General features: G+C 53.1%; 22 protein-coding genes and 4 tRNA genes. 5 read left to right on the plus strand and 21 right to left on the minus strand.

What is annotated here, in order from left to right; genetic code table 11:
• Window positions 1–18: 18 nt before the first annotated feature.
• Together hemX and hemY are read left to right on the plus strand one after the other, a co-directional pair.
• Entirely contained in the window at window positions 19–1,212 is a 1,194-nt protein-coding gene (gene hemX / locus AC3ITF_RS21950; protein WP_489176015.1) for a uroporphyrinogen-III C-methyltransferase, read from the plus strand.
• Window positions 1,213–1,214: 2 nt separating this feature from the next.
• The gene (gene hemY, locus AC3ITF_RS21955; protein ID WP_489176463.1) at window positions 1,215–2,414 is read left to right on the plus strand and encodes a protoheme IX biogenesis protein HemY; all 1,200 of its coding nucleotides are present in this window, start codon (window positions 1,215–1,217) and stop codon (window positions 2,412–2,414) included.
• A 634-nt stretch (window positions 2,415–3,048) separates the two neighbouring features.
• Here the strand turns inward: hemY and AC3ITF_RS21960 are convergent.
• From AC3ITF_RS21960 to trxA, 20 genes are all read right to left on the minus strand, one after another.
• Window positions 3,049–3,125: transfer RNA gene (locus AC3ITF_RS21960), tRNA-Pro, on the minus strand.
• A 41-nt stretch (window positions 3,126–3,166) separates the two neighbouring features.
• Window positions 3,167–3,252, minus strand: a tRNA-Leu gene (locus AC3ITF_RS21965).
• 20 nt (window positions 3,253–3,272) lie between these two features.
• Window positions 3,273–3,348: transfer RNA gene (locus AC3ITF_RS21970), tRNA-His, on the minus strand.
• A 56-nt stretch (window positions 3,349–3,404) separates the two neighbouring features.
• Window positions 3,405–3,481 (minus strand) — tRNA-Arg (locus AC3ITF_RS21975).
• A 102-nt stretch (window positions 3,482–3,583) separates the two neighbouring features.
• Window positions 3,584–4,969 carry a bifunctional threonine/serine APC transporter ThrP gene (gene thrP / locus AC3ITF_RS21980; protein ID WP_115259850.1) on the minus strand — a complete coding sequence of 462 codons (1,386 nt, stop codon included), beginning with the start codon at window positions 4,967–4,969 and terminating at the stop codon, window positions 3,584–3,586.
• Between the two features lie 279 nt (window positions 4,970–5,248).
• Window positions 5,249–5,989: a lipopolysaccharide N-acetylmannosaminouronosyltransferase gene (gene wecG, locus AC3ITF_RS21985; RefSeq protein ID WP_137363065.1), complete on the minus strand. Its 741-nt coding sequence runs from the start codon at window positions 5,987–5,989 to the stop codon at window positions 5,249–5,251.
• Between the two features lie 2 nt (window positions 5,990–5,991).
• Window positions 5,992–7,344 carry an ECA oligosaccharide polymerase gene (gene wzyE, locus AC3ITF_RS21990; RefSeq protein WP_096758937.1) on the minus strand — a complete coding sequence of 451 codons (1,353 nt, stop codon included), beginning with the start codon at window positions 7,342–7,344 and terminating at the stop codon, window positions 5,992–5,994.
• Window positions 7,341–8,420, minus strand: coding sequence for a TDP-N-acetylfucosamine:lipid II N-acetylfucosaminyltransferase (locus tag AC3ITF_RS21995; RefSeq protein ID WP_489176016.1), 1,080 nt, complete (start codon window positions 8,418–8,420; stop codon window positions 7,341–7,343). The genes wzyE and AC3ITF_RS21995 overlap by 4 nt, the downstream gene beginning before the upstream one ends.
• Entirely contained in the window at window positions 8,417–9,667 is a 1,251-nt protein-coding gene (gene wzxE / locus AC3ITF_RS22000) for a lipid III flippase WzxE (protein WP_117343790.1), read from the minus strand. The genes AC3ITF_RS21995 and wzxE overlap by 4 nt, the downstream gene beginning before the upstream one ends.
• Window position 9,668: 1 nt before the next feature.
• Entirely contained in the window at window positions 9,669–10,799 is a 1,131-nt protein-coding gene (gene rffA / locus AC3ITF_RS22005) for a dTDP-4-amino-4,6-dideoxygalactose transaminase (protein WP_096758940.1), read from the minus strand.
• 4 nt (window positions 10,800–10,803) lie between these two features.
• Window positions 10,804–11,481: a dTDP-4-amino-4,6-dideoxy-D-galactose acyltransferase gene (rffC, locus tag AC3ITF_RS22010; RefSeq protein ID WP_115259853.1), complete on the minus strand. Its 678-nt coding sequence runs from the start codon at window positions 11,479–11,481 to the stop codon at window positions 10,804–10,806.
• Window positions 11,459–12,340: a glucose-1-phosphate thymidylyltransferase RfbA gene (gene rfbA, locus AC3ITF_RS22015; RefSeq protein WP_137363068.1), complete on the minus strand. Its 882-nt coding sequence runs from the start codon at window positions 12,338–12,340 to the stop codon at window positions 11,459–11,461. Before rfbA ends, rffC begins: the two co-directional genes overlap by 23 nt.
• A gap of 18 nt (window positions 12,341–12,358) precedes the next feature.
• Window positions 12,359–13,426 (minus strand): dTDP-glucose 4,6-dehydratase, encoded by a 1,068-nt coding sequence (gene rffG, locus AC3ITF_RS22020; protein WP_489176017.1) that lies wholly within the window; start codon window positions 13,424–13,426, stop codon window positions 12,359–12,361.
• Window positions 13,426–14,688 (minus strand): UDP-N-acetyl-D-mannosamine dehydrogenase, encoded by a 1,263-nt coding sequence (gene wecC, locus AC3ITF_RS22025; protein WP_146716620.1) that lies wholly within the window; start codon window positions 14,686–14,688, stop codon window positions 13,426–13,428. The genes rffG and wecC overlap by 1 nt, the downstream gene beginning before the upstream one ends.
• Entirely contained in the window at window positions 14,685–15,815 is a 1,131-nt protein-coding gene (gene wecB / locus AC3ITF_RS22030) for a non-hydrolyzing UDP-N-acetylglucosamine 2-epimerase (protein WP_146716619.1), read from the minus strand. The genes wecC and wecB overlap by 4 nt, the downstream gene beginning before the upstream one ends.
• A 55-nt stretch (window positions 15,816–15,870) precedes the next feature.
• A complete protein-coding gene (gene wzzE / locus AC3ITF_RS22035; RefSeq protein WP_489176018.1) occupies window positions 15,871–16,917 on the minus strand; it encodes an ECA polysaccharide chain length modulation protein in 1,047 nt (348 codons plus the stop codon).
• Window positions 16,918–16,928: 11 nt separating this feature from the next.
• Window positions 16,929–18,032, minus strand: a complete 1,104-nt coding sequence (wecA, locus tag AC3ITF_RS22040; protein ID WP_135912806.1) for a UDP-N-acetylglucosamine--undecaprenyl-phosphate N-acetylglucosaminephosphotransferase — start codon at window positions 18,030–18,032, stop codon at window positions 16,929–16,931.
• 235 nt (window positions 18,033–18,267) lie between these two features.
• Complete coding sequence (rho, locus tag AC3ITF_RS22045) at window positions 18,268–19,527, minus strand: transcription termination factor Rho (protein ID WP_096758948.1); 1,260 nt, start codon at window positions 19,525–19,527, stop codon at window positions 18,268–18,270.
• Between the two features lie 78 nt (window positions 19,528–19,605).
• Window positions 19,606–19,734: a rho operon leader peptide gene (locus tag AC3ITF_RS22050; protein WP_102191218.1), complete on the minus strand. Its 129-nt coding sequence runs from the start codon at window positions 19,732–19,734 to the stop codon at window positions 19,606–19,608.
• A 132-nt stretch (window positions 19,735–19,866) separates the two neighbouring features.
• Complete coding sequence (trxA, locus tag AC3ITF_RS22055) at window positions 19,867–20,196, minus strand: thioredoxin TrxA (RefSeq protein ID WP_001280776.1); 330 nt, start codon at window positions 20,194–20,196, stop codon at window positions 19,867–19,869.
• Between the two features lie 117 nt (window positions 20,197–20,313).
• Here trxA and rhlB point away from each other — a divergent pair, with 117 nt between their 5' ends.
• Both rhlB and gppA read left to right on the plus strand, forming a co-directional pair.
• Complete coding sequence (gene rhlB / locus AC3ITF_RS22060) at window positions 20,314–21,582, plus strand: ATP-dependent RNA helicase RhlB (protein WP_096758950.1); 1,269 nt, start codon at window positions 20,314–20,316, stop codon at window positions 21,580–21,582.
• 91 nt (window positions 21,583–21,673) lie between these two features.
• Window positions 21,674–23,155, plus strand: a complete 1,482-nt coding sequence (gene gppA, locus AC3ITF_RS22065) for a guanosine-5'-triphosphate,3'-diphosphate diphosphatase (protein WP_115259859.1) — start codon at window positions 21,674–21,676, stop codon at window positions 23,153–23,155.
• A gap of 47 nt (window positions 23,156–23,202) precedes the next feature.
• Here the strand turns inward: gppA and rep are convergent, their stop codons facing one another.
• Complete coding sequence (gene rep, locus AC3ITF_RS22070; protein WP_117343783.1) at window positions 23,203–25,224, minus strand: DNA helicase Rep; 2,022 nt, start codon at window positions 25,222–25,224, stop codon at window positions 23,203–23,205.
• 84 nt (window positions 25,225–25,308) lie between these two features.
• On the opposite strand from rep, the gene ppiC reads away from it, so the two are divergent.
• Window positions 25,309–25,590 carry a peptidylprolyl isomerase PpiC gene (ppiC, locus tag AC3ITF_RS22075; protein WP_015960967.1) on the plus strand — a complete coding sequence of 94 codons (282 nt, stop codon included), beginning with the start codon at window positions 25,309–25,311 and terminating at the stop codon, window positions 25,588–25,590.
• The last annotated feature ends 66 nt before the right edge of the window (window positions 25,591–25,656 follow it).

The following is a 25,656-nucleotide window of genomic DNA, read 5'->3' on the forward strand; positions in this document are numbered from 1 at the left end:
TCATAATGGGATGCCATAATGACGGAACAAGAAAAATCCTCCGCCGTGGTTGAAGAGACCAGGAAGGCCGTGGAAACAACGCCACAGCCAGTCAAAGCAGAAAAAAAGAACCACAACAACACCGCACTGATCCTGAGCGCAGTGGCAATTGCGATTGCACTGGCGGCGGGCGTGGGTCTGTATGGCTGGGCGAAACAGCAGGCAACAACGCAAACAGCAACCAGCGATGCGCTGGCGACTCAGCTCATCGCGCTACAAAAAGCGCAGGAAAGTCAGAAGAGCGAGCTGGAAGGCATTATTAAACAGCAGGCCACACAGCTGGATGAAGCCAGTCGACAGCAGGCCGCGCTGGTCAAACAGCTTGATGAAGTCCAGCAGAAGGTCGCCACCATCTCCGGCAGTGATGCAAAAACCTGGCTGCTGGCACAGGCTGATTTCCTGGTGAAACTGGCCGGACGTAAATTATGGAGCGATCAGGACGTTACGTCTGCGGCAGCGCTGCTGAAAAGCGCCGATGCCAGCCTGGCAGACATGAACGATCCCAGTTTGATTACCGCCCGTCGCGCCATCACCGATGATATCGCCAGCCTGTCTGCGGTTTCACAGGTCGACTACGACGGCATTATCCTCAAGGTAAATCAGCTCTCTAACCAGATTGATAACCTACGCCTGGCGGACAACAACACCGACGATTCACCGATGGATTCCGACAGCAGTGAGCTTTCCAGCTCTATTAGCGAATGGCGCGTCAATCTGCAAAAAAGCTGGCAGAACTTTATGGACAGCTTTATTACCATTCGCCGTCGCGATGAAACTGCCGTTCCGCTACTGGCACCAAATCAGGACGTTTACCTGCGCGAAAATATCCGTTCTCGCCTGTTAGTGGCCGCACAAGCCGTGCCACGTCATCAGGAAGAAACCTATCGCCAGGCGCTGGAGAATGTCTCCACCTGGGTACGCGCCTATTACGACACCGACGATGCAACCACCAAAGCGTTTCTTGATGAAGTGGATCAGCTGAGCCAGCAAAGCATCAGTATGAACGTGCCGGACACGTTGCAGAGCCAGACCATTCTCGAGAAGCTCATGCAAACCCGCGTGCGTAATTTACTGGCACAGCCAACAACCTCTCCAGCCGAGGCTGAAACTGCACCTGCACCTGCACCTGCACCTCAGGCTGACACGCCGGCAACCGCGCCGCAGGGAGAATAATGATGCTAAAAGTATTATTGCTCTTTGTGCTGCTGATCGCCGGGATCGTCGTCGGCCCAATGATCGCCGGTCATCAGGGATACGTGCTGATCCAAACAGACAACTACAACATTGAAACCAGCGTGACGGGTCTGGTGATCATCCTGATCGTCGCCATGGTCATTCTGTTTGCGATTGAATGGCTGCTGCGCCGTATTTTCCGCACCGGTGCGCATACGCGCGGCTGGTTTGTGGGTCGCAAGCGCCGCCGTGCACGTAAGCAGACCGAGCAGGCTCTGCTCAAGCTGGCAGAAGGCGACTATCAGCAGGTTGAAAAACTGATGTCGAAAAATGCCGATCACGCGGAACAGCCGGTAGTCAATTATCTTCTGGCAGCAGAAGCGGCTCAGCAGCGTGGTGATGAAGCTCGCGCTAATCAGCACCTTGAACGTGCAGCTGAACTGGCCGGGAACGATACAATCCCGGTGGACATCACCCGTGTTCGCCTACAGTTGGCCCGCAATGAGGACCACGCCGCGCGCCACAGCGTCGACAAGCTGCTGGAAGTGACGCCGCGTCACCCGGAAGTTCTGCGTCTGGCTGAGCAGGCTTACATTCGCACCGGTGCATGGAGTTCCTTACTGGATATCATTCCTTCTATGGCCAAAGCACGCGTGGGTGATGAAGAACACCGTGCCATGCTGGAACAACAAGCCTGGGTGGGCCTGATGGATCAGGTTCGCGCCGATCAGGGTAGTGAGGGTCTACGCGCATGGTGGAAAAACCAGAACCGTAAAACCCGTCATCAGGTTGACCTGCAGGTCGCCATGGCTGAGCATCTGATTGAGTGCGACGATCATGATACGGCACAGCAAATCATCATTGAGGGTCTGAAACGCCAGTATGACGACCGCCTGGTACTGCCTATCCCGCGTCTGAAAACCAACAACCCTGAGCAGATAGAAAAAGTGCTGCGCCAGCAGATTAAAGCCGTGGGCGATCGCCCGCTTCTGTGGAGTACGCTTGGTCAGTCGTTGATGAAGCACGGTGAATGGCAGGAGGCAACGATCGCCTTCCGTGCGGCCCTTAAACAGCGTCCGGATGCCTACGACTACGCCTGGCTGGCCGACGCGCTGGACAGACTGCATCAACCAGAAGAAGCCGCCACGATGCGTCGTGATGGCCTGATGCTGACGCTACAGAACAACAATCCTTCGCAGTGATTCCCTCTTGCCCGGTGACACTTCGCTTACCGGGCAATCGTATACACAAAATCATTCAAGATGCATCAAGGCGGCAAGTCTGAGAATCCACAAGCGCTTACATAAGTAAGTGACTGGGGTGACAAATCTGTCAGGAACAGATTTGAACGCTGTTTGCGGCGGCCCCGTAGGGGTGAGGCCCAGGGATGGGCCGAATAACTCAGGCGTAGCCAACAAAGAGGCAGCTTGAAGGATGACGTGTATATGCATAAAAAAACGCCCGCTCTTTTGGAGCAGGCGTTAAACAGGTCTGTATGACAACATAAATGGGTGCTTCACTCAACGTTATGTCCATGGTGTTTGATGAGGCTAACGCGACATCTGTCAGTGGACGATAAGCACCGGAAACGGCTCTGCGTCATTCCTGAGTTTATGAGGCCAGATGGCGAACATAAGAGATGGAATGAGCATCTACACGCATATTATTGCACAAGGCATGCCATGATTGCACTGCAAAAACTAGTTATTCGGACTTTTTAAGACATCAGGTAATTCGGGACATGGCAGCGATATCACACAGGTCTTTCTTTGTGTAAGTGCCTGAAAGAAGAGAAAATCAGAAAACAAAAAACCCCGCCGAAGCGGGGTTCAAAATTGGTCGGCGAGAGAGGATTCGAACCTCCGACCCACTGGTCCCAAACCAGTTGCGCTACCAAGCTGCGCTACTCGCCGTTTTACTGCTTTTTGAATTTTTAGTTCAATTCTTTAAGTCGTGGTGCGAGGGGGGGGACTCGAACCCCCACATCCTAAGGACACTAACACCTGAAGCTAGCGCGTCTACCAATTCCGCCACCTTCGCATTTCACAACTTTAAATTAATGGGGTGGCTAATGGGATTCGAACCCACGACAACTGGAATCACAATCCAGGGCTCTACCAACTGAGCTATAGCCACCACTGCAAATCTTTTACGCGGTATTAAAACCACCGCAGCTCTGGCACCCTACTAAATGGTGCGCCCGACAGGATTCGAACCTGAGACCTCTGCCTCCGGAGGGCAGCGCTCTATCCAGCTGAGCTACGGGCGCTTAGCGCCGTTGCGGGGCTGAATATTACGGAGGTCTCGGTCTGCTGTCTAGTGCTTTTTTAAAATAAATTACCGTTTGGTCACGGAATGTGCGTTTTGTCGCTTATTCCTCCAGTTTTTGGCTTTCCCCATGCCGATTCAGACCAAAAACCTTATAAATGAGCGTCACAGCCAGTATGAAGCCCATACCCACAAACAGCGACATTCGGGTATCTTCATTAAAATACATGCCGATCAATACGCAAATCAGGAACGCCATCGTCAAATAATTCGCCCACGGGAACAGAATGGAGCGGAAAGGATGGCTGGCAATCGCCTCTTTGTGTGCCTGACGAAAACGTAACTGGCTAATCAGGATAACAAACCACGGCACCATCCCCGGCAATACACTGGCGCTATAGACATACACAAAGACACGCTGCGGATTCGGAATAACGTAATTCAGGCATGAGCCAATCAGCAAGATGGCGATAGAAATCGCTACGCCAGCAACCGGCACGCCATGACGAGAGACTTTTCCAACAACGGCAGGTAGTTGACGGTTCTTCGCCAGCGCGTACAGCATACGACCACAGCTATACATCCCGCTGTTGCAGCCAGACAGCGCGGCGGTCAGGACCACGAAGTTGATAATCCCGGCCGCAGCGGTAATTCCAATTTTGGCAAACGTGAGAACGAACGGGCTGCCGTTGCTGCCAATCTCATTCCACGGGAAGATAGTGACGATCACAAATATCGCGCCGACGTAGAAAATCAGGATACGCCACAGCACTTTCCCTACCGCGCTACGCAATGTGACCTGCGGATTTTTGGCTTCACCCGCCGTGATGCCGATCAGCTCCACCCCCTGGTAGGAGGCCACCACGATACATAACGCGGTCAGGAAGCCTTTCCAGCCACCGGCAAAAAAGCCGCCGTGCTCGGTCAAGTTGCCGAAACCAATCGCCTGGCCACCATTACCAAAGCCAAAGAAGATAACGCCGACCCCAATGACGATCATCACAATGATGGTGGTCACTTTGATCATCGCAAACCAGAACTCAATTTCACCGTACAGCCGAACCGCCGCCAGGTTTGCCAACGCCACTAACCCGACTGCAATCAGCGCGGGTATCCACTGTGCCATATCCGGGAACCAGAACTGCACGTAGACGCCAATGGCGGTAATTTCCGAGATCCCCACCGCCATCCACATAAACCAGTACGACCAGGCAGTGAGATAACCAAAGAAGGGGCTCATATAACGGTGGGCATACACCGCGAATGAACCGGCAACCGGCTCCAGAAACAGCATCTCGCCCATGGAACGCATAATGAAAAAGACGAACAGCCCGGCGACAATATAGGCCAACAGAACTGATGGCCCCGCCCATTTGAGGGTGCTGGCGGCGCCCATAAACAATCCAACGCCAATAGTGCCCCCAAGGGCAATTAATTCGATATGACGAGCCTCCAGCCCACGCTGTAGCTCAGGTTTACTTTCTGCCATAAATCCTCTTGTTGTGTTTGTATGCTTTCCGGTATGACCGGTTATCGTTATGGGTACATCGTTTTTTTGCCATAACAGGCCATACGGCGCCGACCGCTTGACGGTTGGCACCCAAAACACCACGGCACTATCATGATTGTTGCGAATGGTTTCCTAAAATCACTTAAATGGCAATTAAAGCATTCAAAAAATGAATAGATTGTTTGAGAAAGCAGCGATTATGTTGTGAATAAGTAGCGCACTCAGCAGAATGCGCTACATACCAAAGAAGGGAGGAGATCAGAGATTGCCGGTATAGTGCCAGCGCAGATAACGTAATAAGCGAAGTTGACGCGTGATACGGCTCGGCTGCGACAGCAAGCGGTACAGCCACTCCAGCCCGAGGTTTTGCCAGACTTTAGGCGCACGCTTTACATGGCCGGTAAAGACGTCGTAGGTGCCACCCACGCCCATATACAGCGCATCGGGATGAACCTGGCGGCAATCACGCATAAAGATTTCTTGTTTCGGTGACCCCATCGCTACGGTAACAATCTGCGCACCGCTGGCGTGAATCCGCTCGAACAGCGCCTGACGCTGCTGCGGCGTAAAATAGCCGTCCTGGCTGCCCACAATGTTCACGTTCCATTGTGTGCGCAGTTTTGCTTCCGTCTGCGCCAGCACCTCCGGCTTGCCGCCAATCAGGAAGACCGGCGTTCCTTCCCGGCCTGCTCGTGCCATTAAGGCCTCCCACAGATCGGCACCGGCCACACGTGAAACCTGGGCCTGTGGAAATTTTTTTCGCACGGAACGCACGACGCTGATCCCATCGGCGTATTTGAACTCAGCGGCATCGATCAGCGCGCGTACCTCAGGGTTATCTTCCGCTGTCAGCATCTTCTCAGCATTGATCGCCACCAGCGTCCCCTGCCTAAGATGCCCTTCTGCAAACAGGTAATTCAGCGCATGCTGCATATCGCGCCAGCCAATCAGTTGTAATCCGCGCAGTGAATACAACGGCGCAGTGGTGTTATCAGTCATTACTATCCTTCAACCTGTGTCCGGGGCAGCGATTTTATGCGTTTATGAATCAGTCCGGCACTGTCAAACAGCCAGAACAACAGTTTTGCCACCAGCAAACAGACACCAAAAATCACGAGGAAAAAGACCACTCGCGAGACAAACGAATCCAGTCCTTCACGTGCTAACACGATCATATTGAAAATGGCACCGAAACAGAAACTGTGCAAAATAGCCGACTTGTAGCGGTTTGTTTCCCGGTTACCTAACTCGTACAGCCAGTCGAACCATTTGATGATAAGCCCAACCACAATCGCGCCTAACGGGATAAACAACGCCCCGCCCATCACCACCAGCGAGCCAATTAATGTTGGCGAGATAGCCAACCCCGAGTGGTTGTTCAACACTTCCCAGGTAAAGTAGTTCGCCGAATTGAGTACGATGCTCGGTCGCCCAGGCCACAGCCAACTGGGGATAAACACATAGAAGTCACGCACGATCGGCGCCAGACCCTGGAACTCAATATTGTGGTAATTCTGCAGCAATAATGCCAGGTTTTCCCACGGCGAGAAGGTGTCGCGCGTCAGATACAGGAAAGTATAGAACGCTTCGTCTCCGCTGACGTTCATGCCGTAGCGCTTCAGCGCCAGCCAGAACATCCCCACAATGCCCAGCACGCCAGCGGCCGCCAGCATCCACAGCGAAATCCAGCCGCGAATAATGCCGATAAACAGGAAGATGGCAAAGGCGATGATGATATTGGCGCGCGTGCCGCCCACAATCATATAGGTCAGCAAGCCAAACGCGACGGTGCTTACCAGAAAAAACAGCCACGCTTTGCTGTCCTGACGCAGGAAGTACACCACCAGCATCGCTGGGATGAAGAAGTAGAAGAAGCGCTTCAACGCCACACCGGAAACTTCACTGGAGAAGATCTGGCTGTAGGACTGCAGTCTGAACAGCAGGAAGCCGTTGTGCATAAAGAATATGCCCACGCTCACTAGCGCAATCGCCATCAATATTATCCACGTCAGATGAGCCTCAACGCGGTTGATAGTAAACAGTGGCTTACGCGGTCTTTCCGCCGTTCGCCTGCGTAAACGGGTTTTATAGGTCACGTAATAGACAGCATAGAAACAGGCGGCTGACAGCAGCGCCTGCAGCAGAATTTCCGGCGGGGCCACCGCCACGTCGAAGCGGAATACCAGCACGCTAGTCAGCGGAAAGCCAAAGAAAAACGTCAATAAAAACAGCAATGAGAAGAACACATTGAAGTTAAAGCGTACCCGTCGGAACTCAAACCAGGTCAACGTGGCGATAAACAGTGTGGAGAGCAGCCACACCACCAGCAGACCGCTGAATTGCATCAGGCTCATACCGTTTCTCCGGAAGCAATTTTCAGCGCGTTATGCCACGGCTGTAGGTAATTCGGGCTAAAGAAGGTAATGGCGCTCTTATCGACCGAGGCCAGCTGACGCTGCGCTTCGCACACAATACCTTCATTGAGTTCATCGGTGGTAAACAATACCGGCAAGTTTTGCTCTGCCATATCCTGCCAGAAGGGGTTTTCGCGGTTAAGCACACACGGAATGCCGGCCTGGATCAACAGACACAAGGTGCCGATCCCCTGCTGACGAGCAAAAATAAAGTAGCCCAAATCGCACTGACGCAGTAACGCCAGATAAGCCTCAAATTCCAGCTTTTCGCTGAGAATGTGCAGGTTTTCCGCACGAAATAATGCCAGTCCAGCCTGACGAACGTCATCGATATACGCCGCATTATTGGCAGGGTAACCCATGGGCACAATCACGTTCACCGTATCGCCAAACTGCTGATGCACGGCGCGCAGCGCGGCAATATGTTCATTGCTGCGGTCGCCGGAGTTTCCCACCAGAATGGTCATTTTCCCGCTGCGTTCACGCCCGTCGCTCATCGTATTGAGCGATGGATCCATGCGCGTCGGGAAATACAGCAGCTCACCGCGCACGCGCGGATGCAGCCCAGCGAAATAGCGCAAATCACCCCGCGTGGCAAACACGCAGCCCACGCGGTTTTGCGCCAGCCGACGAAGCGGATAAAACAGGCGGAATTTCAGTCCACTGGAGACTTCATACAGATCGGCGCCCCAGATGTGCCAGTAAAACTGCTCGGGTTTAATTCCCCCACTCAGCAGTGCCAGCCATAAGCTGGTATTGAACTGACCGTGAAAGAAGAAACGCTGTTGACGATCCGCTTTCGCTTTCTTAATAACCGCCTCTGCCAGCGCCTTTTTCCCGCTATAGAAACTCAGCGATAACGCCGGGCAACTTTCGCTGAATCCCGCATCCTGACCGGCAACCATAAACACGCGCGCGTGCTCGCTCGTCGCAGCCAGCGAGTCGTTGAAAAACCGCAATACGGTTTGGTTATGGTGAGGGATATCCGATCCCAGAACGTGAATCAGTACTGTCATGCCCGCCTACGCCAGAGTAAAAATACGCCGCAACAGAGAGAAAAATAGACCACATAGGTTGCCATATATGCCTGGGCTGCTCCCAGAGCGCCATGCGCAGGGATCAGCCAGTGGGCAAATGCCGTCAATAACGTGAACTGGCTAATTTCAGCCAAAATATAAAACCGTAGCGACGCTTTCGCGATCACCAAATAGCCAAAAACGTAAGCCCCTACTTTCAGGACATCGCCCACCAGTTGCCAGGCAAATAGATCGCGCATCGCGGTAAATTTAGCCGAAAACAGCAGCCAGATAGCAAAGTCACGCAGCAGCCAGACGGTGAAACTCGCGGCAGCAACCGCCGGTAGCACAAACTTCAGCGACTTTACGACCTCGCGCGAAATGTCATGCTTTTCAGTTAAGCGCGACAGCGTCGGCAGCAAGTAAACGCTGAATGAGGCGGTGATAAATTGCAGATACGCATCGGAAATACTGCTCACCCCCTGCCAGATCCCCACGTCATCCCAGCTGTAATGGGCTGCCAGCAGGTTTCGCATCATTACGTACGCCACCGGCAGCGTCACGGAGGTGACCAACGCCATCAGCGTGAACTTGCTTAACTGCCCGGCCAGACCGTTATCCCAGCAGGGTTTCAGGTAGCGCAGTGGGATAGTTCCACGCTTAATCAACATCGCAGCAGCGGGGATCACTACCAGCGCAGGCACCAGCGCCAGCCCTAACAACGCACCTTCGTAACCCCCGAGACGATAGCAACCATAATAGGCCACCACGCCCACCAGGCTACCGACAATCAGCGATAGCGCATTGCCGGCAGCATCGCGAAAACCTTTCATCAGCGCCAGCAGCAGGTTCGCCCAGGCTATGCCCATCTGTACCAGTGCAACCAGCCGCACTAACCCTTGATAATGCGTATGACCAAATAAACCCTGGCTGATCGGCGCTGCTGCCAGCAGAAAAAGGGCGGCCATCAGCGTGGAGAATCCCAGCACCATCGCCGAAGAGGTACCGACCACACGGCGTAACTGCGCCGGATCGTCATGATGCTGTGCGACGTACTTCGTGACGCCGTTGAATATTCCGGCCCCCGCCAGTACACCGAGCACAGTAACCATCTGGCGGAAGTTACCCGCCTGCCCCACACCGGCCGGGCCAAATGAAACCGCCAGCAGTTTCACCACCAGCAGGCCCGCACCAATTTTTACCAGCGTACTGGCTGCCGTCCACAGGGACGCTTTAGCAAGCGACATATCAGGCGAAGTAGTTCAGTAAGGTCGTAATCACTGTGCGCTGGTTGACCGGCGACAGATTGTAAAACAGCGGCAGGCGCAGCAGACGTTCGCTCTCCTGAGTGGTGTAACGATCAACTCCGGCAAACTCACCAAATTTATCGCCAGCCGGGCAATCGTGCAGCGGGATATAATGGAATACCGCCATGATTTCGGCTTCTTTCAGGAAGTTGATCAGCGCACTGCGATCGTCGATATCGCGCAGCTTGATATAAAACATATGGGCATTTTGCACGCAATCCTGCGGGATGGAAGGCAGTTCAATACGCCCGGCGCGTGCCAGCGGTTCCAGCGCATCATAATAATTCTGCCACAGCGCCAGACGCTGCTGGTTGATACGATCCGCCGCTTCCAGTTGTGCCCACAGATAGGCGGCCTGCAGATCGGACATCAAATAGCTGGAACCAATATCTCGCCAGGTGTATTTATCCACTTGGCCACGGAAGAACTGACTACGGTTGGTCCCTTTTTCGCGGATGATCTCAGCACGTTCGATTAATTTTTTATCATTAATCAGCGTGGCTCCACCTTCGCCACCCGCGGTGTAATTTTTGGTTTCGTGGAAGCTAAAGCAGCCAATATGACCAATCGTTCCCAGCGCGCGGCCTTTGTAGGTCGACATCACGCCCTGAGCTGCATCTTCCACCACGAACAGGTTGTACTTAGCCGCCAGTGCCATAATGGTGTCCATTTCGCAGGCAACGCCCGCGTAATGCACCGGTACGATAGCGCGGGTTTTGTCGGTGATCGCCGCTTCAATCAGCGTCTCGTCAATGTTCATGGTATCCGGGCGGATATCGACAAAGACGACTTTGGCCCCACGCAGCACGAAGGCGTTGGCGGTGGAGACAAAGGTGTAGCTCGGCATGATCACTTCATCGCCAGCCTGGATATCAAGCAGCAATGCCGCCATCTCAAGCGAGGCGGTACAGGAGGGTGTCAGCAGCACTTTCGCGCTGCCAAAATGTTGCTCCAGCCACTGCTGGCAACGACGGGTAAAGCCGCCGTCACCGCACAGTTTTCCGCTGCTCATCGCAGACTGCATGTATTCAAGCTCGGTGCCCACCACCGGCGGTGCGTTAAATGGGATCATGTTGTCACCTGTATAACCAGTACGCGGTGCTTTCTACATTGGCACCGCTCTGTATGTAACGTTTAAGCGCGGCGATATTGCCCATCTGGGTCGCCACGCGCAATGTTGTTTTACCGCGAGCCTGCGCCCAGCACAGCGCAGCCTGCATCAGTTCTGCGCCCGCACTGCGACCAGCCAGTAGGCCAATACGCGCATCGGTCTCATTCAGTTCACGCAGTGAGACATAGCCACGAATATCGCCAGCCTGTGTGCGAAAAACGAGACACTGATGGTCGAACGTGCCCAGTACGGCATTTTCAATCCACTGCGCGTAGAAACGCGCGCTGGCATCGGGCGCATACCACGGCGCACGAAAACGGCTTTGCGCGAACGCCTGCCCCGCCAGCTGGCGTAACGCCGGGATATCTGCAGTTTGTGCGACCTGCGCGCTAGGATTGTCATAAACGCCCGTGACCGACAGCGCTAAATCCACTTCCCCTTCGACCAGCGAGAAACCCAGCTGCTGCAATGCATCTAACTCCTGGGCGTTCGCCGCAGGAATTTTCGCCTGTACCCGCTCCCAGGGCTGCAACGAATCCGCAGTCAGAACCGGCGCATGCGGGTCAACACGCACAATGGCGCTCTTCACGCCAAAGAACGTATTCTCCCAATTCAGCGGCTCAATACTGGCGCGGACGAGCACGGAGTAGCTCCAGCAGATATTGACCATAACCGGTTTTAGCCAGAGAACTGGCGGCACGCTTCACGCCTTCATCATCCAGCCAGCCGTTGCGCCAGGCGATTTCTTCCAGGCAGGCAATTTTAAAGCCCTGACGTTTCTCAACCGTCTGTACGAACATACTCGCTTCAATCAGGCTGTCATGCGTACCGGTATCCAGCCAGGCAAAACCACGGCCGAGCAGTTCCACCGTCAGGTTACCCGCGTCAAGATACATCTGGTTGATGGAGGTAATCTCCAGCTCTCCACGCTCGGAAGGCTTCACGCGTTTTGCGTACTCCACCACCTTACTGTCGTAGAAATAGAGTCCCGTCACCGCCCAGTTAGATTTCGGTTCTTTCGGCTTCTCTTCCAGCGAGACGGCGCGGAAATTGTCGTCAAACTCCACCACGCCGAAACGCTCAGGATCCATAACCTGATAGCCAAATACCGTCGCCCCTTCCGTTCGGGCAGCAACGTGGCGCAGTTTTGGACTAAATCCCTGCCCAAAGAAGATGTTGTCACCTAAAACCAGACAGGAAGGCTCACCGTTAAGGAACGTTTCGCCGATGATAAACGCCTGCGCCAGTCCGTCCGGGCTTGGCTGCTCGGCATAGTGCAACTCAATGCCAAACTCAGAGCCATCGCCCAGCAAACGCTGGAAATAGCCTTTATCTTCCGGCGTGGTGATAATCAGGATTTCACGGATCCCCGCCAACATCAGCACCGATAGCGGGTAGTAAATCATCGGCTTGTCGTAAATCGGTAATAGCTGTTTCGATACGCCACGCGTAATGGGGTGCAGGCGAGAACCCGACCCTCCCGCCAAAATGATACCTTTCATGCGTACCTCCTCCGGAAATTAACCCTTCAGACCTAAACGTTCACCCTGGTAGCTGCCATCCTGCACGGGCTTCCACCACGCCTCATTCGCCAGATACCATTGCACGGTTTTGCGCATGCCGCTCTCAAACGTTTCCTGCGGCATCCAGCCAAGTTCACGTGCAATCTTCGACGCATCAATGGAGTAACGTTGATCGTGGCCAGGACGATCGTCAACAAAGGTGATCAGTGAGCGGTACTGCGCAAGGCCCTGTGGCTTGTTGGGGGCCAGTTCTTCCAGCAGACAGCAAATCGTCTCGACTACGTCCAGATTCTTACGCTCGTTGTGCCCGCCGATGTTATATGTTTCACCCACGGCCCCGGTGGTCGCTACGCAATACAACGCGCGGGCATGATCCTCCACGTACAGCCAGTCGCGGATCTGCTGCCCGTTGCCGTATACCGGCAGCGGTTTGCCCGCCAACGCGTTAAGAATCGTCAGTGGGATCAGCTTTTCCGGGAAGTGGTACGGGCCGTAGTTGTTGGAGCAGTTGGTAATCAGCGTAGGTAAACCGTACGTACGTAGCCAGGCACGGACCAGATGGTCGCTACTGGCTTTCGATGCGGAATAAGGACTGCTTGGTGCATACGGCGTGGTTTCAGTGAAAAAATCATCCGTAGAATGGAGATCGCCATACACTTCATCGGTCGAAATATGATGGAAACGAAACGCCGATTTTTTCTCATCGGTTAATACGTTCCAGTAAGCGCGCGCCGCTTCCAGCAGGGTGTAGGTACCCACAATATTGGTTTCGATAAATGCAGCCGGACCATCAATGGAACGATCAACGTGGCTTTCCGCCGCCAGATGCATGACGCAGTCTGGCTGATACTGTTGAAAGACACCGTCAAGCGCAGCCCGATCGCAGATATCAACTTTCTCAAAGGCAAAACGGTCATTCTGTGCGACCGGCGTTAGCGACATCAGGTTGCCGGCATAGGTCAGTTTATCGACCACCACCACAGCATCCTGCGTCTCGTTAATGATATGCCGTACAACCGCGGAGCCGATAAATCCGGCGCCACCGGTGACCAGAATTCGTTTCATTATCGCCAGACTCCTTTGGTATCAACCACGTACTGCTGGTGTACCGCATCGCCTTTAATCGCTTTAAATTCATTATGGTCGACCAGCATCACCAGCACATCAGCGCTTGCCAGTGCGTCGTCCAGTTTCGCCAACATACACAGGCCATCCAGTTTTTTTGGCAGTTGATGAACATTCGGTTCCACCACCAGCGTTTCACCGCCGTGCCACTGGGCGATACTCAGCGCGATACCCATCGCCGGGCTTTCACGTAAATCGTCAATATTCGGTTTAAATGCCAGGCCAAAACAGGCAATTTTTACCTCGCTGGCGCGTTTGTTTGTCTTCGCCAGACAATCCGCTACGGCGGCTTTTACCCGATCAACAACCCAGTGAGGTTTGCCATCATTGACTTCACGGGCGGTGCGGATCAATTTCGCCTGCTGCGGGTTCTGCGCCACAATAAACCATGGATCGACTGCAATACAGTGACCGCCAACGCCGGGGCCAGGTTGCAGGATATTGACGCGCGGGTGTCGGTTCGCCAGGCGAATCAGTTCCCAGACGTTAATCTCCTGTTCGGCGCAAATCAGCGACAGTTCATTGGCAAAGGCGATATTCACGTCGCGGAAGCTATTTTCAGTAAGTTTACACATTTCCGCCGTGCGGGCGTTAGTCACCACACATTCACCTTCAAGGAAGATGTTGTACAGCTCGCTGGCGCGCGCGGAACAGACGGGCGTCATCCCGCCAATCACGCGATCGTTTTTAATCAGCTCGACCATCACCTGGCCCGGCAGCACGCGCTCTGGACAATAGGCAATATTGACGTCTGCCTGTTCCCCAGCCTGTTGCGGGAACGTCAGATCAGGCCGAATTTCGGCAAGCCATGCGGCCATCTGCTCGGTCGCCCCGACGGGTGACGTTGATTCGAGGATCACCAGCGCGCCTTTTTTAAGCACCGGTGCCACTGACTTCGCCGCCGCTTCGACGTACACCATATCGGGTTCATGCTCCCCTTTGAACGGGGTAGGCACAGCGATTAAATACGCATCCGCTTCCGTGGGTTTGGTGGTCGCCCGAAGATACCCCTCTTCTACAGCTGTTTTCACCACCGCACCGAGGTCGGGTTCAACGATATGGATCTCACCACGGTTAATGGTGTCCACCGCATGCTGATTAACATCTACGCCAATCACGTGTTTTTGACGGGAAGCAAAAGCAGCTGCGGTTGGCAGCCCGATATAACCCAGCCCAATGACAGAAATGGTCGTAAAACTCATAGCGATATCCGATTGTTTTTTAACGCGTCTAAAATGCGACCACACGCTTGCCCATCGCCATACGGATTATGGGCTCGGCTCATGGCCTGATATTCATCTTCGTCATGCAGCAAGCGCGTGACTTCTTCCACAATACGCTGCGGATCGGTCCCCACCAGCCGCACCGTGCCTGCAGTAATGGCCTCCGGGCGCTCCGTCGTTTCGCGCATCACCAGCACTGGCTTGCCCAGAGATGGGGCTTCTTCCTGGATACCGCCAGAATCGGTCAGGATCAGCCAGGCGTGGTTCATCAGCCAGACAAACGGCAGGTACTCCTGCGGCTCGATCAAAATCACATTGTCAACGTGACCCAGGATGCGATTAACCGGTTCGCTGACGTTAGGGTTCAGGTGCACCGGGTAGACAATCTGCACATCCTGATTCGCCGCTGCAATTTCTGCCAGCGCATGGCAGATTTGCTCAAAACCGCGACCAAAGCTTTCCCGACGATGACCGGTCACCAGGATCATCTTTTTATCCGCGCTCAGGAAAGGATAATGCTCGGCCAATTCGGCCCGCAGTTCATCGCTCGCCAGTACGCGATCGCGAACCCAGATCAACGCATCAATCACCGTATTGCCGGTGACAAAAATGCGGTTATCGGCAATGTTTTCGCGTAACAGGTTCTGCCGAGAGTTTTCAGTAGGTGCAAAATGATACATCGCCAGACGCCCGGTCAGCGTGCGGTTTGCCTCTTCCGGCCACGGAGAATAGAGATCGCCGGTTCGCAACCCGGCCTCAACATGTCCGACAGGAATACGCTGATAAAACGCGGCCAGACTGGTAGCAATGGTCGTTGTCGTATCACCATGTACCAGTACGACATCCGGTTTAAACTCAGCCAGAATCGGCTTTAACCCTTCAAGGATTCGGCAGGTAATTTCGGTGAGTCCCTGACCGGGCTGCATAATATTGAGATCGTAGTCAGGCACAATGGAAAAGAGGTTCAACACCTGATCAAGCATCTCCCGATGCTGCGCTGTGACGCAAACTTTCGCCTCAAAATCAGGATCTTTTGCCAACGCATGAACCAGAGGTGCCATCTTGATGGCCTCCGGTCGCGTGCCAAATACAGTCAGTACTTTCACATCGATTCTCTTCGGATTGGCAGCGAGGGCCCAGCCCCTCACTGCAACGGTATTGCTAAATCGGGCGGCGACGGGTTAACGCAACACCGGCACCGATCAAGGCCCCGACAATGCCCCACATAATCATCAGGAAGGCACGGCGCGGGCTATCACGTTTTACCGGTTCTTCCGGCGTCCGCAAATAACGATAGGTCTGAAAACGTGGGTCCAGAGTAGGACCGACGTTCAGCGTATTGAGCATGGCTCTGTTTTGGAAATAATCCAGATCGAACTCTGGACCAACGGCCTGCAAGTTTTCGAGTCGCGCCTGCAGCATAGGACGTCCGAGCAAAAACAGCTCAGAGTCCGGTAATTCATCCGCAGGTACATCGGTTGAAGAGCGAGAAATATTATGTTGCTCGGCTATTTTGAGCGCTTGTTCAATGTTGTGAGCGCGACGAGAAAAGAGTGATTTCGCCACCTCTTCCTGGCGTTTAACCTGCGCTTTCATCTGTACCGTGCGCGCAGCCCACGCGCCTTTTAACTCATCGTTCAGATGGCGTGCTGCACGCTGGCTGGCAAATGCCACATACTGGCGCAGCAGGTTGTTAGCATCTGGAGCCGTTTCCGCAATCAGCTTCACGCTGTCATTGGTGTTGCGCTGTACATCACCAGGTATAAACTGAATGTTATTAATCAGCTCATCCAACAAAGCCGCATCGGCTTTACTGTTGCCGACCATCCGTTGCTTAAAGTAATCGGTCTGCTGCCAAAACTCACGGCGCGTATCCCACGAGGCAACCTGCATGACAAATTCTTTATACGCTTCGTCCATCACCGACGGTTGATCCGCCGGAGCCAGGCTAGCCTTAATATCCAGGTTACGTAAAAACTGCTGCTGAGAGTAATAGCCCCCCAACATATTCACCGTAGGTCGGTCAGAAATGGCGGTCGCACTCCACTCCTGACGCGCAAAAAACGTATAGGCGAGAGCAACAAGCGCAAAGACGAGGGCCATACCGACAATCCACACCTTCCCTGCCCATAAGGTCCGAAACAACCCACGGATGTCCAGTTCATTTTCAGTGTTCACGGCACGCTCTCCCGGTAATGGCTGTGTCATCGCATCCTCATTTACTTGGTTAAGTTTGGTTTGTTTTCGCGGTTTCTTCGTAGCCTGCGTTTCATACGTTTGATAAATCTTGCCACCTTCCAGGCACGCTTGATGCAATAACCGTAGAAGAAGAATGCTAGCAAAAACAGCACCAGCATGACCCATTCAGGGACAAAATGAGAATATTCTGCCAGCACGCCAATGGCGGCCAGAATCGCAGCAGCCAGCGTAATCAGGACAAACGCTTGTCGGGAAGTAAACCCGGCACGCATGATCAAATGATGAATATGCTGGCGATCCGCAGAAAAAGGACTCATCCCCTTACGCAAACGACGGTACATGATGGCTACCATATCCATCAGAGGAATGGCGATAATCCACAGCGCAGTGACCGGGCTAATAGGATGGGTTTTACCCTGTGTGGTTTCCAGCAGGATCCAGATAACGGTGAAGCCAATTAGCGTACTGCCCGCATCGCCCATAAACACCTTGTAGCGACGACCTAACACACCGAGGTTGAGCAGAATATACGGCAGAATGGCGGCAATCATCGCGAAGCACCAGATTGCCAGGCTAGTTTGTCCATCAAACCAGAGGATCAGGCCCATTGCGGCAAAGGATACGCTGGACAGCCCGCCAAGCAGGCCATCAATACCATCAACCATATTGAAGGCGTTAATTGCCGCCCAGACGGCGAAGAGCGTCAGGAAATAGCCGAACGGACCGAGGACCATCTCCCAAGGGCCAAAGATGTAGCCCAGACTGCTGAGATAGAGTTTACCAACCACCATCATAATGACGCCGATGGCCGCCTGAATTGTGGCGCGAATTTTTACGCTGATATCATAACGATCGTCCAGCGCGCCAATAAAAACCAGCACACCGGCACAGGCGAGGTAGAGAGAAGCATGTGGGATGTAATAATCTGCGATTAAGAACATAAAGCAAATACCGGCGTAAACCGAGATCCCCCCAACCAACGGTATCAGCCCCTGATGACGTTTACGATAGTTGGGCTTATCCACTAAACCGATCTTTTTTGCGACCTTACGCGCAAAAAAAAGGAACAGTGTCGTGAATAGAAAAATACTGATGAGATCAGTACTTGCTGTCAGTAAATTCACAATGCGTGCTCTCAGAGAAAATTATTAGCAGAAGTATAACCACGAAGACCTTTATTCAGAAGGGAAACTCCGTTCCGAAATGCCTGTTTTGTATAATTATTAATCACACAACACGAATGACGTATCGAGCGCAAAATAAAGGTGAGTGACATCACTATTGCTTATGTGTCGCTTAGGTTACAGGCATAAAAGCAAAACGCCACGTAAAACGTGGCGTTTTCAGAGGATGCCCGACTTAAGAGCGCTTCATCATATCGAAGAAGTCGTCGTTGGTCTTGGTCATCGCCAGCTTGTTAATGAGGAATTCCATCGCGTCGATTTCACCCATCGGATGAATGATTTTGCGCAGGATCCACATTTTCTGCAGCTCTTCCTGAGTGGTGAGCAGCTCTTCTTTACGGGTACCGGAACGGTTGTAGTCGATAGCCGGGAAGACGCGTTTTTCAGCAATCTTACGCGAGAGGTGCAGTTCCATGTTGCCGGTACCTTTAAACTCTTCATAGATAACTTCATCCATTTTAGAGCCGGTATCGACCAGCGCAGTCGCGATGATGGTCAGGCTGCCGCCCTCTTCCACGTTACGTGCCGCACCGAAGAAACGCTTCGGACGGTGCAGGGCGTTGGCATCAACACCACCAGTCAACACTTTACCGGAAGCCGGTACCACAGTGTTGTAGGCACGCGCCAGACGGGTGATGGAATCAAGCAGGATGATAACGTCTTTCTTGTGCTCAACCAGACGTTTCGCTTTCTCGATAACCATTTCCGCAACCTGAACGTGGCGAGATGCGGGTTCGTCAAAGGTGGAAGCAATCACTTCACCTTTAACCAGACGCTGCATCTCAGTCACTTCTTCCGGACGTTCGTCGATCAGCAGTACCATCAACACGCAGTCTGGGTGGTTGTACGCGATGCTCTGTGCAATGTTCTGCAGCAGCATGGTTTTACCGGCTTTCGGTGGTGCCACAATCAGACCACGTTGGCCGCGACCGATCGGAGACGCCAGATCCAGGACACGAGCCGTTAAGTCTTCTGTAGAACCGTTACCACGTTCCATACGCAGACGTGAGTTTGCGTGCAGCGGGGTTAAGTTCTCGAACAGAATCTTATTACGCGCGTTTTCCGGCTTGTCGTAGTTAACTTCGTTAACTTTCAACAATGCAAAGTAACGCTCACCCTCTTTAGGAGGACGAATCTTACCGGAAATGGTGTCACCAGTGCGGAGGTTGAAACGGCGGATTTGGCTAGGGGATACGTAGATGTCGTCTGGGCCTGCGAGGTAGGAACTGTCTCCAGAACGAAGGAAACCAAATCCATCCTGCAATATCTCCAGCACACCGTCACCAAAGATATCTTCGCCACTCTTTGCGTGCTGCTTCAGGATGGCAAAAATAATGTCCTGCTTGCGCATACGAGCCAGGTTTTCCAGGCCCATATTTTCGCCGAGAGTGATCAGCTCAGAAACCGGCGTATTCTTTAATTCGGTAAGATTCATAATGGTGTGAGTTCTTAAACTTGGGGTAAATCTCGAACTTAATGTTGTGAATGGTATGGCAGGGTCATCCATGCCTGTTTACGGCCATCGACTCATGTCTGTTCGCTGTCTGGTCACAGGAAAGTACGCAGAACTGAAACGACAAGACGGATTGAGCGACAAGCCAGGAATCTGTCCACTTCTCGCGCGAGAAACAACGGGAAGCATTGGATAAACAAGATTCAAACTTAATAAGGTATGTTTAATACGAAGTCAACACTAACTTAGCACGACTCAAGTCGGGCGTCCAGTCATCCGAAGAATTTTGGAATCAGGTCGCCCGAACTTGATAATTCCATCTTACGCCAGGTTAGCGTCGAGGAACTCTTTTAGCTGACCTTTGGACAGTGCGCCGACTTTTGTCGCCGCAACTTCGCCGTTTTTAAACAGCAGCAGGGTCGGGATACCACGGATACCATATTTCGGTGCGGTGCCTGGGTTTTGGTCAATGTTCAGTTTCGCAACCGTCAATTTACCCTGATACTCGTCAGCGATTTCATCCAGAATTGGAGCGATCATTTTGCACGGACCGCACCACTCTGCCCAGAAATCAACGAGGATAGCTCCGTCCGCTTTGAGTACATCCGTGTCAAAACTGTCGTCTGTCAGGTGAATAATTTTATCGCTCATAATAACTCCACAGGAAAAAGCCTGGTGTGTTGGTGTAGCATTAACCAACTAAAGGTTGACTTTATTTCACCGTATACGCTTTCGTAAAGCAATAGTAAGCTGATATTCTACCACACTATGAGCAAAACACATTTAACAGAACAGAAGTTTTCCGACTTCGCACTGCACCCACAGGTGATAGAAGCCCTTGAAAATAAAGGGTTTCATAATTGCACGCCCATTCAGGCACTGGCCCTCCCGCTAACGCTGGCAGGTCGTGATGTCGCAGGACAGGCGCAAACCGGAACCGGGAAAACGATGGCGTTTCTGACGTCAACGTTTCATTATCTTCTCTCTCATCCCGCGATTGCCGATCGCAAGGTGAACCAACCGCGTGCGCTAATTATGGCGCCAACGCGTGAGTTAGCCGTGCAGATCCATGCCGATGCGGAACCGCTGGCGCAAACTACCGGTCTGAAATTAGGCCTGGCTTATGGCGGCGACGGTTACGACAAACAGCTGAAAGTGCTGGAAAGCGGCGTCGATATCCTTATCGGCACCACGGGCCGTCTCATTGACTACGCAAAACAGAACCACATCAACCTGGGTGCCATTCAGGTCGTGGTACTGGATGAAGCCGATCGCATGTACGATCTGGGCTTTATTAAAGATATCCGCTGGCTGTTCCGTCGGATGCCGCCAACCAACCAGCGTCTGAATATGCTGTTTTCCGCGACCCTCTCTTACCGCGTTCGCGAACTGGCGTTCGAACAAATGAACAACGCCGAGTACGTAGAAGTCGAACCGGAACAGAAGACGGGCCACCGTATCAAAGAAGAGCTCTTCTATCCTTCAAACGAAGAGAAAATGCGTTTACTGCAAACGCTGATCGAAGAAGAGTGGCCAGATCGCGCCATTGTTTTTGCAAACACCAAGCACCGTTGCGAAGATATTTGGGGCAGCCTTGCCGCTGACGGCCATCGCGTCGGTCTGCTGACCGGTGACGTGGCACAGAAAAAACGTCTGCGCATTCTGGAAGAGTTCACCCGTGGCGATCTCGACATTCTGGTTGCAACCGACGTTGCCGCGCGTGGTCTGCATATTCCGGCTGTTACGCATGTATTTAACTATGACCTGCCGGATGACTGCGAAGACTACGTACACCGTATTGGTCGTACCGGTCGTGCAGGCGCAAGCGGACACTCCATCAGCCTGGCCTGCGAAGAGTACGCGTTGAATTTACCTGCTATCGAGACCTATATCGGCCACTCGATTCCGGTCAGCAAGTATAACCCGGATGCACTGATGACCGATTTGCCGAAGCCGCTTCGCCTGACGCGAACGCGCCCTGGTAATGGCCCACGCCGCACCGGTGGTGCTCCGCGTAATCGTCGTCGTTCAGGTTAAGAAACGTTATGCCATACACAAAATCATTCAGCCTGTATCAAGGCGGTGAGAAAACGCAGCCAACACAGATACAGGTTGAAGGATGAAGTGTATGAATTCTACCTCGTTGTATGCAGCAATCGATCTCGGCTCCAATAGTTTTCATATGCTGGTTGTACGCGAGGTAGCGGGAAGCATCCAGACGCTCACGCGGATTAAACGCAAAGTGCGTCTGGCCGCTGGCCTGAATAGTGATAATGCGCTCTCTGCTGAAGCCATGGAGCGCGGTTGGCAGTGTCTACGGCTGTTTGCAGAGCGCCTGCAGGATATTCCTCAGCCACAAATTCGCGTGGTTGCCACGGCGACACTGCGTATCGCCACCAATGCCGACATTTTTATTGCCAAAGCGCAAGAGATCCTCGGCTGTGCCGTTCAGGTTATTAGCGGTGAAGAAGAAGCCCGGCTGATTTATCAGGGGGTTGCCCACACCACCGGCGGTGCCGATCAGCGTCTGGTCGTCGATATCGGCGGAGCCAGTACCGAACTGGTCACCGGCTCAGGTGCACAAACCACCTCCTTGTTTAGCCTGTCAATGGGCTGCGTCACGTGGCTCGAACGGTACTTTACCGATCGAAATCTGGCGCAGGAAAACTTTGACGAGGCAGAGAAGGCAGCGCGTGAAGTCTTGCGTCCTGTCGCTGACAATCTACGTTTTCACGGCTGGAAAGTGTGTGTCGGGGCTTCTGGCACCGTACAGGCACTGCAGGAAATCATGATGGCGCAGGGCATGGACGAGCGCATTACGCTGGCAAAACTTCAGCAGTTAAAGCAGCGCGCCATTCATTGCGGACGTCTTGAAGAGCTGGAAATCGAAGGGTTAACGCTGGAACGTGCGCTGGTGTTCCCCAGCGGGCTGGCAATCCTGATCGCCATTTTCACTGAGCTCAATATCCAGTGTATGACCCTTGCTGGCGGCGCATTACGTGAAGGTCTGGTCTATGGCATGCTGCATCTGGCCGTGGACCAGGACATTCGCAGTCGCACGTTGAGAAATATTCAGCGTCGATTTATGGTCGATACCGATCAGGCGCATCGTGTCGCTAACCTGGCAAGTAAGTTCCTCGATCAAGTAGATAAAAAGTGGCATTTGGAAGCTATCAGCCGCGAACTACTGATTAGTGCCTGTCAGTTGCATGAAATTGGACTTAGCGTCGATTTTAAGCAAGCGCCGCAGCATGCGGCCTATCTGGTGCGCAATCTCGATCTTCCGGGATTTACCCCCGCACAGAAAAAACTGTTAGCCACGCTGTTACTCAACCAAACCAACCCGGTCGATCTCTCTTCGCTCCACCAGCAAAACGCGGTGCCGCCGCGTATTGCGGAACATCTTTGCCGTTTGCTCCGTCTGGCGATCATTTTTGCCAGCCGTCGCCGGGACGATTTAGTTCCGGAAATTCATCTCGAAGCAAAGAATGAACATCTTACGATAACACTGCCTGAAGGCTGGCTGGTGCATCATCCGCTGGGTAAAGAGCTTATCGATCAGGAAAGCCAGTGGCAAAGCTATGTCCATTGGCCTTTAGAAGTGCACTAACCCTCAAGTATTGCCGGATAGCCTACGTTTATCCGGCCTACAAAAACCTACTTCTCTTTTGCTTTCGCCATCATTGCCCGAATATTCGCGATGCTGGCTTGCCCTTTCTGCATCCGCTCCTCAGCGCTGACCACTTTTCGCTCCTGCTCCCAGATAATATCGTCCTGCGGTAATTCCAGCAGAAAACGACTCGGCTCCGGGCGCACCAGTTCACCGTACTGACGACGCTCTTTACACAGTGTAAAAATCAGTTCTTTCTGCGCGCGAGTGATGCCAACATAGGCCAGACGACGTTCTTCATCGATGTTATCTTCATCAATGCTGCTCTGATGTGGCAAAAAGCCTTCTTCCATGCCCACCATAAACACGTACGGGAACTCCAGCCCTTTGGAGGCATGTAACGTCATGAGTTGTACCTGATCCAACTCTTCTTCACTCTCGCCACGTTCCATCATGTCGCGCAGGGTAAAGCGGGTAACAACCTGGGTCAGCGTCATCGGTTCATCAATATCACTACCTTCCAGCATTTCCGTCATCCAACTGAAGAGTGTATTGACGTTTTTCATACGCATTTCGGCAGCTTTCGGGCTGGGTGAGGTTTCATAGAGCCACGATTCGTAGTCAATGCCGTGGATCAGATCGCGCACAGCCGCAATCGGGTCACGCTCGGCCAGGCGCTGAATTTCACCCAACCACTGTGTAAAGCGGGTCAGCGACTCATAGCCGCGCCCGGTTAGCGTCTGGCTAAGCCCCATATCAAAGCTGGCGGTAAACAGGCTTTTATTACGCGTCATCGCCCACTCGCCCAGTTTTTGCAGCGTCGCTGGACCAATTTCACGTTTTGGCGTATTCACAATACGCAGAAATGCGCTGTCATCATCCGGGTTACTCAGTACCCGCAGATAGGCCAGCAGATCTTTGATCTCCGGACGGGAGAAAAACGACGTGCCGCCAGAAATTTTGTACGGGATGCGGTTCTGCATCAGGAATTTTTCGAACACCCGCGACTGATGATTACCGCGGTACAGAATCGCGTAATCTTTATACTGCGTCTTGTTAACAAAGTGGTGGGCAATCAGTTCGCCGGTCACGCGCTCTGCTTCATGTTCTTCGTTATTGGCGCTTAATACCTTAAGTTCGACACCGTAACCCAGCTCGGAAAAAAGTCGTTTTTCAAAAACATGTGGGTTGTTGGCAATGAGGATGTTTGCCGCTTTCAGGATACGTCCGGAAGAACGGTAGTTCTGTTCCAGCTTAACCACCTGCAACGCCGGGAAATCTTTGCTCAGCAGCACCAGGTTTTGCGGACGTGCACCGCGCCAGGAATAGATAGACTGGTCGTCATCGCCCACCACGGTAAAGCGCGCACGGCTACCCACCAGCAGTTTTACCAGCTCGTACTGGCTGGTGTTGGTATCCTGATATTCATCCACCAGCAGATAACGAATCTTGTTCTGCCAGCGTTCACGGACCTCTTCATTGCGCTGAAGCAGCAGCGTAGGCAGCAAAATCAGATCGTCAAAATCGAGGACGTTACACGCTTTCATGTGCGCGTCGTACAAACCGTAGCAGTGGGCAAAAATACGATCGCGCTCGCCTTTGGCGCTGGCTGCCGCCTGTGAGGGCGTCATCAGATCGTTTTTCCAGTTGGAGATCGTCGAGATCAGCTGTTGGAGGATCAACTTATCGTCTTCGATGAGCCCTTCGGTCAACTCCTTCAGCAACGCCACCTGGTCGGTGTCATCGAACAATGAAAAGTTCGACTTCATGCCCAGCGCTGCGTATTCACGCTTGATAATGTCCAGCCCTAGGGTGTGGAAGGTGGAGATCATCAGCCCGCGCGCCTCTTTACGGCCCAACGTCTGCGCCACACGCTCTTTCATCTCACGCGCGGCCTTGTTGGTAAAGGTCACCGCCGCAATATGCCGTGCCTGATAGCCGCAAACGCGGATTAGGTGCGCAATTTTGTTGGTGATCACGCGGGTTTTGCCGGAGCCAGCACCCGCCAGCACCAGGCAGGGTCCGGTGACGAATTCGACGGCTTGTTGTTGTCCGGGGTTTAAACGCATAAAGATCACTCAATGAAAGTCGGGAGGGGAGATTTAGAGCATGGTAGTATAGCCAGCCTCAACTACCCCACTCAAGGCACGATCATGGCAAAAACAGCAGCAGCACTGCATATCCTTGTTAAAGAAGAGAAACTGGCACTGGATCTTCTGGAGCAAATTAAAAATGGTGCCGACTTCGAGAAGCTGGCGAAGAAACACTCCACCTGCCCGTCAGGTAAGAAAGGCGGCCATCTGGGTGAATTCCGTCAGGGCCAGATGGTTCCGGCGTTTGATAAAGTGGTCTTCTCCTGCCCGGTGCTGGAGCCAACAGGCCCGCTGCACACCCAGTTCGGTTACCACATCATTAAAGTGCTGTACCGCAACTAATAGAAAGCCCGGAGTATAAACCTCCGGGCTTTTTTGCCTGATGACGCTTCGCTTATCAGGCCTACT

It is taken from the genome of Citrobacter sp. KH_055_1 (assembly GCF_057838705.1).

Bases quoted from the DNA above. Each gene is read 5' to 3' on its own strand.
- rep (WP_117343783.1), bottom strand. From the start codon at position 25,224: ATGCGTTTAAACCCCGGACAACAACAAGCCGTCGAATTCGTCACCGGA.
- thrP (WP_115259850.1), bottom strand. From the start codon at position 4,969: ATGGCAGAAAGTAAACCTGAGCTACAGCGTGGGCTGGAGGCTCGTCAT.
- rffG (WP_489176017.1), bottom strand. From the start codon at position 13,426: ATGAAACGAATTCTGGTCACCGGTGGCGCCGGATTTATCGGCTCCGCG.
- wecG (WP_137363065.1), bottom strand. From the start codon at position 5,989: ATGACTGATAACACCACTGCGCCGTTGTATTCACTGCGCGGATTACAA.
- hemX (WP_489176015.1), top strand. From the start codon at position 19: ATGACGGAACAAGAAAAATCCTCCGCCGTGGTTGAAGAGACCAGGAAG.
- rho (WP_096758948.1), bottom strand. From the start codon at position 19,527: ATGAATCTTACCGAATTAAAGAATACGCCGGTTTCTGAGCTGATCACT.
- hemY (WP_489176463.1), top strand. From the start codon at position 1,215: ATGCTAAAAGTATTATTGCTCTTTGTGCTGCTGATCGCCGGGATCGTC.
- wzyE (WP_096758937.1), bottom strand. From the start codon at position 7,344: ATGAGCCTGATGCAATTCAGCGGTCTGCTGGTGGTGTGGCTGCTCTCC.
- ppiC (WP_015960967.1), top strand. From the start codon at position 25,309: ATGGCAAAAACAGCAGCAGCACTGCATATCCTTGTTAAAGAAGAGAAA.
- AC3ITF_RS21995 (WP_489176016.1), bottom strand. From the start codon at position 8,420: ATGACAGTACTGATTCACGTTCTGGGATCGGATATCCCTCACCATAAC.
- rfbA (WP_137363068.1), bottom strand. From the start codon at position 12,340: ATGAAAGGTATCATTTTGGCGGGAGGGTCGGGTTCTCGCCTGCACCCC.
- wzzE (WP_489176018.1), bottom strand. From the start codon at position 16,917: ATGACACAGCCATTACCGGGAGAGCGTGCCGTGAACACTGAAAATGAA.
- rhlB (WP_096758950.1), top strand. From the start codon at position 20,314: ATGAGCAAAACACATTTAACAGAACAGAAGTTTTCCGACTTCGCACTG.
- trxA (WP_001280776.1), bottom strand. From the start codon at position 20,196: ATGAGCGATAAAATTATTCACCTGACAGACGACAGTTTTGACACGGAT.
- wecC (WP_146716620.1), bottom strand. From the start codon at position 14,688: ATGAGTTTTACGACCATTTCTGTCATTGGGCTGGGTTATATCGGGCTG.
- AC3ITF_RS22050 (WP_102191218.1), bottom strand. From the start codon at position 19,734: ATGCTTCCCGTTGTTTCTCGCGCGAGAAGTGGACAGATTCCTGGCTTG.
- wzxE (WP_117343790.1), bottom strand. From the start codon at position 9,667: ATGTCGCTTGCTAAAGCGTCCCTGTGGACGGCAGCCAGTACGCTGGTA.
- gppA (WP_115259859.1), top strand. From the start codon at position 21,674: ATGAATTCTACCTCGTTGTATGCAGCAATCGATCTCGGCTCCAATAGT.
- rffA (WP_096758940.1), bottom strand. From the start codon at position 10,799: ATGATCCCATTTAACGCACCGCCGGTGGTGGGCACCGAGCTTGAATAC.